The sequence below is a fragment of the Parabacteroides sp. merdae-related_45_40 genome, assembly GCF_001915675.1.
In genome coordinates, this window is sequence record NZ_MNQY01000069.1 from 1 (window position 1) to 10,304 (window position 10,304).

Sequence of the window (10,304 nt, forward strand, 5' to 3'; positions counted from 1 at the left end):
TTACTAAGCTCATTGATATAAATCCCAATACAGATCACGAGACTATAAGAAATTTACTCCCCCATAAATGGCAAAGGTAGCATCGCGGAGACGATTACCTTTTACCCATGATAGTTATGATAGATAAATGATAGTTAAAAGCAAGAACTATCATAGAATAACACACTGTTTTACAAGCATATAAATTCATTTATGATAGTATGATAGTTGTTTTGCAAAAAACTAAAAATCCATGCTTACAAAACTTTATTTTGCAGACTTTGGGAAATCTCCTACATTTGCACCATAAATCTGAAATAAAATATGATGCGCATTGATATACTGACCGTACTTCCCGAGATGATCGAAGGAATGGTAAACTGTTCCATTGTGAAACGGGCACAAGACAAAGGTTTGGCTGAAATACATTTACACAATCTGCGGGATTACACGACCAACAAATGGCGGCGTGTGGATGATTATCCTTTCGGGGGTGAAGCCGGCATGGTTATGCAGATCGAACCTATCGACCGGGCCATCTCGGCTTTGAAAAGCGAAAGGGATTATGATGAAGTTATTTACACATCGCCAGATGGGGAAACCTTCAACCAGCCGATGGCAAACAGCATGTCGATGCTGAACAATCTGATCATCCTTTGCGGACATTACAAAGGAATCGACTACCGCATCCGCGAACATTTGATAACAAAGGAAATATCTGTTGGTGATTATGTCCTGACAGGAGGCGAGTTGGCTGCCGCCATCATCACAGATGCCGTCGTACGTCTTATTCCCGGAGCAATCGGCGACGAGCAAAGTGCCCTCTCCGACTCGTTCCAGGATAATTTGCTAGCTCCCCCAGTCTATACCCGGCCTGCCGATTACAACGGCTGGAAAGTTCCCGACGTCCTTCTGTCCGGACACCAACGCAAGATTGAAGAATGGCGTCTCGGACAAGCTCAAGAAAGGACAGCCCGGCTACGCCCCGATTTATTGAAGTAAATTGTCCTACTTCTGCTCTACCACGAAATTATAGATAAACTAATATTCATACGTGTTATTTTCCGCAGTTGCACCATTCACGGGATTGATCTTTTCTTCAATCGTCATGCCTGTGATATAATCGCCGGTCAACGTATAGCGGAATGTATATTCGGCGCAAATATCCGTTGCATCGGAGACATTATACCAATAGGCACGGGTTGGCAGATTCTGATTCATCTTCCCATAGAGCAGGTTCAACGGAGAAATCACATCAAAGCCGACCGGTTGAAATGAATTGACAACTCGGAACGGAAAGTTCTCTGGACGTAATTGAGAATTATATTCATATGTAATCTCTTTCTGTGGCAGATAAGCATAATGCACCGCATTTCCATTTTCCCACGAATAGCGATCCACCTCACCTAGTTCTCTTACCTGATAACCCGAACCGTCCTCATTCGGCCACTGGATAATCTGCGAAACTGATTTCAGCCAATTAGAACTATAGGTGTACCTGTTTTCTACAGCCGTATACACAGCATTACTCATATACTTGTTTTCAGATTTTTCTTCCTTGGCCGCAATCATATTTCCGCTTAGCGTGTAAACCGTATGGACAAAGGGATCAGTCGGAGAACCGTCGATCATCTTCACGCCACTTACGGAAATCGTCTTGTCTACAATAATATAATTATCAGTAAACTGATTTCCTTCCGTATTTAATATAATCCGATTGATTTGCTTGTCCTGGTCATAAGTGATATTCGCGTTAAAAAAAGCATTTCCGTTTTTCGTACATGTAACACTCGTCAGCTTGTTCAACTCAGGAATAAACGGCTTATCATCATCTCCACAAGACATAAGACCTGCCACCATCAAAAGCACACTTAAAAATTTCTTCATCTCTCTTTCTTTTTACTATTCGATCTTACAAAAATAGGACATTTGCTAAAATAACGGACGAAGTAACCTATTTTAAGTAATTCTACTTGAAGAAATGCAAGTAAACCATTAGCTTTGCAATATAATTTATCATAATAAATAGCTAATAACAAACATCTTACAATAATATAAAACGTAAAACATACAATATCTAAAATTTAATAACATGAGAATGAAACATCTGACGGTAGCAGCACTAACATTATTGCTGTCTGTTTCTTGTAGCCAAAGACAAGAAGATTATCCGTTTCGCAATCCTGATCTCCCTATCGACGAACGCATAGACGACCTCTTGAAACGTCTGACTGCCGAAGAGAAGATCGGCCAAATGATGAACACGACTCCGGCAATCGAACGCCTCGGTATACCCGAATACGATTGGTGGAACGAAGCCTTGCACGGTGTCGCACGTGCCGGAAAAGCGACTGTTTTCCCACAGGCTATCGCGATGGCGGCTACTTTCGATGACGACGCACTGTACGAAACATTTACGATGGTGAGCGATGAAGCTCGCGCCAAATACCATCAGTATCAAAAAAATAAAGAATATGACCGCTACAAAGGCTTGACCTTTTGGACGCCGAATATCAATATCTTCCGTGATCCCCGCTGGGGCCGTGGCATGGAAACCTATGGAGAAGATCCGTACTTGACAGAACGGATGGGGGTTGCCGTAGTGAAAGGCTTGCAGGGAGACGATCCGAAATACTTTAAGACACATGCTTGCGCCAAGCATTATGCAGTCCATAGCGGACCGGAATGGAACCGTCACGAATTTGACGTCACAGTGACGCCCCGTGATTTATGGCAAACCTACCTGCCAGCTTTCGAGGCCTTGGTAAAAAAAGGAAATGTACAGGAAGTCATGTGCGCCTACAATCGCTATCAAGGCAAACCCTGCTGTAGTAGCGACAAACTGCTCATCGACATCCTTCGGAATAGTTGGGGATATGAAAACATCATCCTTTCCGACTGCGGTGCGATCAACGACTTCTGGCAACGGGACGAACGCACGCCTCGCCACGAAACACATCCCGATGCGGAAAGCGCTTCTGCAGATGCTGTCCTGAACGGGACTGACCTGGAATGCGGCAACAGCTATAAAGCTTTGATCAAAGCTTTGAAGGAGGGAAAGATATCCGAAAATGATCTGGATGTCTCCCTACGCCGCCTGCTGAAAGGTCGTTTTGAATTAGGCATGTTCGATCCGGACGAGCGGGTTCCTTATGCTCAAATCCCATACAACGTGGTGGAAAGCCCCGAACATGTGGCACAAGCACTCGAAATGGCGCATAAGAGTATGGTGCTGCTGAAGAACAAGAATAACACACTTCCACTGAGTAAAACGATCCGGAAAATTGCAGTTGTCGGTCCGAATGCCGCCGACTCGACCATGCTTTGGGCGAACTACAACGGCTTCCCGACGCATACCGTAACAATATTGGAAGGTATCCGCAACAAAGTGCCCGATACAGAAGTAATCTACGAATTAGGATGTAATCATGCGGCTGACTTCGTAATACAAGACTTGGGCAACCACATCACCTCCCCTGCCGGACAGGGATTCGCCTCCGAATTCTACAACAATACGGAATTCAAGGGAGAAGCCGTTTATAAAGGTTTAGCAAGCCAATTACATTATACGACAGGCGGAAACACGCAGTTCGCACCGAATGTAAACCTGACAAACTTCACAGCACGTTTTACCGGCGAGTTTGAAGCACCAGAGACGGAACAGGTTGAGATCAAGTTGTCAGGAAACGACGCCTTCCGCCTCTTTATCGGAGATGAAAAAGTAGCCGAAGTTTGGGAAAACGAATACGGGGCAGAAAAGACGTATATGCTGAATGCGGAAAAAGGAAAGAAATATCCTGTCAAGATCGAATATATGCAACGCACGGGTAGCGCTGACCTCAACTTCCAGATCGGTACGCGTCGACCTGTCGATTATGCCGCCACTGCCGCTAAAGTCAAAGATGCAGATGTTATTGTCTATGTCGGAGGTATTTCGCCTCGCTTGGAAGGTGAAGAAATGCCGGTCAACGTGGAAGGTTTCAAGAAAGGAGACCGCACCAATATCGAGATACCGAAAGTACAACAAGAAATGGTAAAAGCACTGAAAGCAACGGGTAAACCGGTTGTCTACGTGCTTTGTACGGGTAGTGCCCTAGCTTTAAACTGGGAAGACGCCAACATCGACGCCATTCTGAATGCCTGGTATGGCGGACAAGAAGCCGGGACAGCGGTTGCCGACATCCTGTTTGGCGACTACAATCCGTCAGGTCGCTTGCCAGTCACATTCTATAAATCGATCGACCAGTTGCCGGACTTTGAAGATTACAGCATGAAAGGTCGTACCTACCGTTATATGACCGAAACACCACTTTATCCGTTCGGATACGGCTTGAGCTACACGAACTTTGCCTATCGGAATGCGAAGCTGTCTTCTGGCAAGATTACCAAAGACCAATCTGTCACACTGACGTTCGACATTGCCAACACCGGCAAAATGGATGGTGACGAAGTCGCACAAATCTACATCAAAAATCCGAACGATCCGGAAGGGCCGATCAAAGCGCTGAAGGCTTTCTTGCGTGTACACGTAAAAGCTGGCGACAGCCAGGAAGTCAACATCGAGCTGACACCCGAAGCATTCCACTCTTTTAACGACAATACACAAACGATGGAAGTCCGTCCCGGAAAATATCAGATACTTTACGGCGGTTCATCAGACGAAAAAGCCTTAGAGAGATTAGAGTTGACAATCGAATAAAAACAAATGCCGCAGGTCTCCGGATAATCCGGAAAAACCTGCGGCATTCTATCTATTCCATAACCCTATGCATTACGCCTCCTAACCCATAAGGTTAAAGGGCGTAACCCTATGGGTCTTATCCAATATACGTCTCCATAAATTTGGCACCCGGAACCGGTGAAATCGTCACGACATCCGTATCTGCCGGAATCAGGACCGTTTGTCCTTGGTGAATATAAATTTCATTGCCTTTATTGTCACGGATAGAAGCTTTACCCTCCATACAAATATAAACGACGAAAGAATCCAGTTCGGAGAAATCACGAACCATGATCGTATCGACATCCAGCAAATTCGTTGTAAAATACTTGCAGGCTGCAAGCTCTACAGTCGCATTCGTATGCGCTTTGTAATGGGTGCGGTAGTCCGGATACAAGGTATAGTCGATCGCATCCTTTGCCAGTTCGGTATGCAATTCACGCCCTTTGCCATCCGGTCCCTTACGGTCATAATCATATATACGATAGGTGATATTGCTCGTCTGCTGGATTTCAGCAATAAAGCAACCGGCTCCGATAGCGTGTACACGGCCCGCGGGCAGGAAGAATACATCGCCAGGATTCACCTCGTATCGTTGTAACACATCCATGATCGTATTATCCTCGACACGTTTCACGTATTCATCCGCATTGATCTGCTTTGAAAAGCCTGAATATAAGCCGGCACCTTTGGCTGCATTGATCACATACCACATTTCTGTCTTGCCAAAAGAATTATGGCGTTTCTTTGCCAATTCATCATCCGGATGAACCTGAATAGACAAATTATCACGTGCATCGATAAACTTGATCAACAAAGGGAATATGGAACCAAATTGTTCGACCACCTTTTCCCCTAACAGTTGCTTGCCATATGTACGGATCAGTTCATCTAGCGTTTTACCTTCAAGTGCACCATTATCTACAACAGAATAATTGCCCTCTACATGTGAAAGTTCCCAACTTTCGCCAATACCTTCCTGCACCGGAGTGATGCCCTTAAACGGGCAAATGTCAGAGCCTCCCCAGATAATCTTCTTGAGGATAGGCTTAAATGTCATTGGATATAACATATTTGATTTTTGATTTATCAGATTTATAATTTATGATTTATGATTTACGCATTGACCACAAATCATAAATTATAAATCACAAATTATTTCGCTTTCTTTACTTTCTTCAATACAACAGCGCTGCGTGCCGGAATGTATAATTTGAGCCATTCTTTTTTCTCTTTTTTATACAATGGATCGAATTGCGTGAAATGATGAATGGTATCATCCGCGAGCCCGAAGCCACCGAATCGGTTAGCATCGGTATTCAGAACCACCTCATATTCACCCTTAGGCACAAGGAAACCGTAATCGGCAAACGATTTTGTCGGATTGAAATTGAATACGAACACCAAGTCTTTTCGCATATAAGCCAAAATCTGATCCCCATCGTTATCCCAAACTTTCTGTATCGGAGTAGACTGGAAGTTCTTCACGCTACGGATCAATTCCAACATTTCACGATCGAAATCGCCTAAGAAATGATATTTCAAATCCATATTATTGACCAAATCCCATTGGCGGCGTGCATACTTATGCGACCAGCCATTTCCTTCACGCGGGAAATCGATCCATTCCGGATGGCCAAATTCATTCCCCATAAAGTTCAGATAACCGCCGTTGATGGTGGAGGCCGTGACCAGACGGATCATTTTATGCAAAGCTACACCCCGTTCCACCATAAAATTGTGATCATCTTTCTGCATATGCCAATACATGTCGGCATCGATAAGACGGAAAATGATCGTCTTGTCACCCACCAACGCCTGGTCATGACTTTCCGCATAGCTGATTGTCTTTTCGTCAGCACGGCGGTTCGTCGTCTCCCACCAGATGGAAGAAGGATGCCAGTCTTCGTCTTTCTTTTCCTTGATCGTCTTGATCCAGTAATCGGGGATATTCATTGCCATACGGTAGTCGAAGCCATAACCGCCATCTTCATATTTGGTAGCCAATCCGGGCATTCCGCTTACTTCTTCGGCAATCGTAATCGCATTCTTATTGACTTCATGGATAAGCTTATTAGCCAACGTCAGATACGCAATAGCATCACCATCCTGATGACCGTTAAAATAATCAGCATAATTACAAAATGCTTCGCCCAGCCCGTGACTGTAATAAAGCATCGAGGTCACGCCATCAAAACGGAAACCGTCGAATTTATACTCGTCCAGCCAGAATTTGCAGTTCGACAACAAAAAATGAAGCACTTCATTCTTTCCATAGTCGAAACAAAGGGAATCCCATGCCGGATGCTCGCGACGGGCACCGCCCAGAAAATATTGCGTGTAAGATCCATCGAAACGTCCGAGGCCTTCTACTTCGTTCTTGACAGCATGACTATGTACGATATCCATAATCACAGCAATCCCCATACTATGAGCCTCGTCTATCAACTGTTTCAGTTCTTCCGGCGTACCAAAACGGGAAGATGCGGCAAAAAAACTGCTGACATGATAACCGAACGAACCATAATAAGGATGTTCCTGGATAGCCATAATCTGAATGGCATTATATCCTTCCTTCGCAATACGGGGCAGCACCATACGACGGAATTCGTCGTAACTGCCGACTTTCTCTTCATTCGAAGCCATACCGATATGACATTCATAAATCAGCAATGGAGAGACATTAGGCTTAAACCGTTTATGCTTGAACACATAAGGTTTCTCCGGATTCCATACTTGCGCGCTGAAAATTTTGGTATTTTCATCCTGAACGACACGCCGTATCCATGCAGGAATACGTTCCCCGCTGCCTCCTTCCCACTCGACTAGGAGTTTGAACAGGTCTTCATGACGCAGCAAACCTTCAGCAAGCGCAATCTCCCAAATGCCATTGCCCAACCGTTGCAACTTATACCGATCGTCCTTCTTCCATTCGTTGAAAGTCCCAATCATATATATAGCAGTAGCATTGGGTGCCCACTCACGAAAAACCCATCCACTCTTTGTCTTATGCAATCCGAAGTAGAGATACCCGGAAGCCATTTCCGACAACGTCTGTCTGCCGTTACCGGTCAGGTTCTTCTCTTTGTTTACCACGTATTGGTACCGTCCTTCTATTGCCTCCTTATAGGGGGCCAGCCAAGGGTCATTCTTTATTAGATTTAGCGACTCCATGATTTTTTGAGATTGGTTTCGCACAAAGATAGAAGAAAAAACTCACATATAAATAAAAAGTCCGTTGCAAATGCATAGGCTTAAATCAATTATCCGAAGAACTCCGTTTGTTCTTATTCAAAATCAATGTCGACGGCATCTTTTGAAGGGCCTCTTTACGGTGTTCGGATACGTCGTTCCAAGTGTTGTAGCCGATCAGCATGAAGTTATAGCTATTGAACAATCCCGGCGTCAGGTCTTTATCCGGTAACAGCTGGGTTTGTGGGGTGGACGAGACGAAATCCCAAAGTTCTTTGAGAATTTGATCATGTCCGGGTGTTGTGGTGGACATCTTGGCTACAATACCGACAGAACCGTGAGTCGCTTTCAGCAATGTCCTTGTGTAGTCGAGCAGAAAGAGATCTTCTTCGGAACTGATAACCACCAACGTATTGGTGGCCTTCACGAAATTTCGGTTAATAAATACACCGACGTCGCAATTACTGCGGGCAATAAACATCTTAGTCTTATCTTTCAGCAACGCACCAGGATAAAACCAGGATTCGGGAGCTTTGAAGCGCTTGAAATAACGGTTATAGAAGGAAGTACGGTAACGGGTAGCCGCGATATCGTCCGGCGAGTCGCTCATCGAGATGCCGGAACCGACCAGCAGGAAGTCAAATCCTTCGTTATTGACGATGTCGCAAATATCCTGTCCGGCGTTATTCGAAACCTCATAGCGTGTATGGATGTGCATACCTAATTTTTTGGCTCCATACAAGATCGGTCCGAAACTCACTTCCTCAAAATTATCCGTATGTAACGGATTGACATCGGACCCGACGGTCAGGTGTAGCGCCGTCAAATCCAGTTTGTTCTTTCCACGGGCAAACATCTGGTGAGCCACATCAAGCATAATCTGTCCATTTCCGGCACGTCCGAATGAAAGGAGAACCTTAAATATCCCGTCGGCCGGTTCCACACAAACCTGATGTTCCTTAATCTTTTCACGTGTCTTGAAACACAATTTAATGAAAGAAACCAACGGGATTGTCATAAAGGTCGTGACCAGGGTCATCAAAACCAACATGACGAAAATAGAAGGCGGCAATATCTTCATCTCATAACCGATCGTCAACACGACCAGCTCCATCAGACCGCGTGTATTCATTAAAGCCCCAATGTAAAAACTGTCTTTCCAGCTTTCACCGACAAAACGAGCGGAAAACAAAGCACCCCCGAACTTACCGATAATAGCCACTACGATGAAGATTCCACACATGACCCAAAGTTCCGGTGTGTTCAGCAGACCGATCTCCGTACGCAGTCCGGTCGAAACGAAAAAAAGCGGCAGGAAGAGCGCCAATGATACGTCTTCCACCTTTTCCGTCATGATCTTGCGGAATTTGATGTTCCCTGGCATGACCACGCCTGCAATAAAGGCGCCGAAAAGAGCATGCAACCCTAATATCTCGGTAAAATAGGAGGATACGATCAGTAACAGGAACATCAGGGCCACCAGTGCTTTGTCAATCACTTCTTTATTATGGTATATATGCCCGATCATCCGTAAGAAAGGACGAACAGCAAGAAACATAAAAAGAATGTACAGAATGGAGAATAATATATTGTAAACGGCACTCAGCATACTGCCCGCCTGAGCGATGGCAATCACGACGGCCAACAGGCACCAGGCAGTAATGTCTCCGTTGGCAGCACTTGCCAATGAGATAGTTCCCAAATGTGTTTTGGTCAACCCTTTTTCCTGGATAATCCGGGCTAAAACGGGAAAAGCCGTAATACTCATGGCAATCCCGATAAATAGAGCGAACGACAGGAATGGTGTCCCTTTATGAGCATAAGATCCATAGACATAATAGGCAGTCAGCATACCGAAGAAAAACGGCACGATCGTACTGGTATGGCTGATCAGGATAGTTTCCTTCAATTTTTTACGAACTTCGCCGATATCCAGTTCCATACCGATGGCAAACATGAAAAGGATAAGACCGAATTGGCTTAATATGGTGATATTACCTAATGACTCGAGTGGAAAAAGAAACGCAGATACCCCCGGCAAAAGATGGCCGAGCACAGACGGACCGAGTACGATACCGGCTACGATTTCACCGATGACGGTGGGTTGGCCGATCTTTTGAAACATCCAACCGAACAAGCGGCAGACAATTAATATGGTAATAATTTGCAAAAGAAGGATTCCCATCGACGACTGGATATGGTGAGTAACCGAATCCCAGAACACAAGAAATCCCTCCCCCATAGTTTGGGGAGCATTTTGCATGGTCTGAACGGCTGTTCCGACCTGCTGGCTTTCTCCTTCTTTGACTATGAAATACATGAGTGAGCCAAAGACCAGGATCATCATCAAATAAAAGGCTATGCTTTTTGTTCCTTTACCCATCTGCTATCTCTGATACGGTTTCTTGCAAAA

The 10,304-nt window shown here is 44.9% G+C and carries 6 protein-coding genes; 2 read left to right on the top strand and 4 right to left on the bottom strand.

The genetic code is table 11. The features are described from left to right. Positions 1 to 306 precede the first annotated feature (306 nt). The gene (gene trmD, locus BHV83_RS10145) at positions 307 to 981 is read left to right on the top strand and encodes a tRNA (guanosine(37)-N1)-methyltransferase TrmD (protein ID WP_005642273.1); all 675 of its coding nucleotides are present in this window, start codon (positions 307 to 309) and stop codon (positions 979 to 981) included. A gap of 39 nt (positions 982 to 1,020) precedes the next feature. On the opposite strand, the gene BHV83_RS10150 is transcribed toward trmD, so the two are convergent. Then, positions 1,021 to 1,866: a DUF5032 domain-containing protein gene (locus tag BHV83_RS10150; RefSeq protein WP_286757469.1), complete on the bottom strand. Its 846-nt coding sequence runs from the start codon at positions 1,864 to 1,866 to the stop codon at positions 1,021 to 1,023. 205 nt (positions 1,867 to 2,071) lie between these two features. Between BHV83_RS10150 and xyl3A the strand changes: the two genes are divergently transcribed. Further along, on the top strand, positions 2,072 to 4,678 hold the full coding sequence (gene xyl3A, locus BHV83_RS10155; RefSeq protein WP_005640269.1) for a xylan 1,4-beta-xylosidase: 2,607 nt from the start codon (positions 2,072 to 2,074) through the stop codon (positions 4,676 to 4,678). 118 nt (positions 4,679 to 4,796) lie between these two features. Here the strand turns inward: xyl3A and BHV83_RS10160 are convergent, their stop codons facing one another. The 3 genes from BHV83_RS10160 to BHV83_RS10170 all read right to left on the bottom strand — a co-directional run bounded on the left by BHV83_RS10160 (position 4,797) and on the right by BHV83_RS10170 (position 10,274). Beyond that, positions 4,797 to 5,771 (bottom strand): type I phosphomannose isomerase catalytic subunit, encoded by a 975-nt coding sequence (locus BHV83_RS10160; protein WP_005640267.1) that lies wholly within the window; start codon positions 5,769 to 5,771, stop codon positions 4,797 to 4,799. A gap of 83 nt (positions 5,772 to 5,854) precedes the next feature. Beyond that, on the bottom strand, positions 5,855 to 7,873 hold the full coding sequence (locus BHV83_RS10165; protein ID WP_286757470.1) for an alpha amylase C-terminal domain-containing protein: 2,019 nt from the start codon (positions 7,871 to 7,873) through the stop codon (positions 5,855 to 5,857). Between the two features lie 85 nt (positions 7,874 to 7,958). Continuing rightward, positions 7,959 to 10,274: a cation:proton antiporter gene (locus BHV83_RS10170; protein WP_122206243.1), complete on the bottom strand. Its 2,316-nt coding sequence runs from the start codon at positions 10,272 to 10,274 to the stop codon at positions 7,959 to 7,961. Positions 10,275 to 10,304 lie beyond the last annotated feature (30 nt).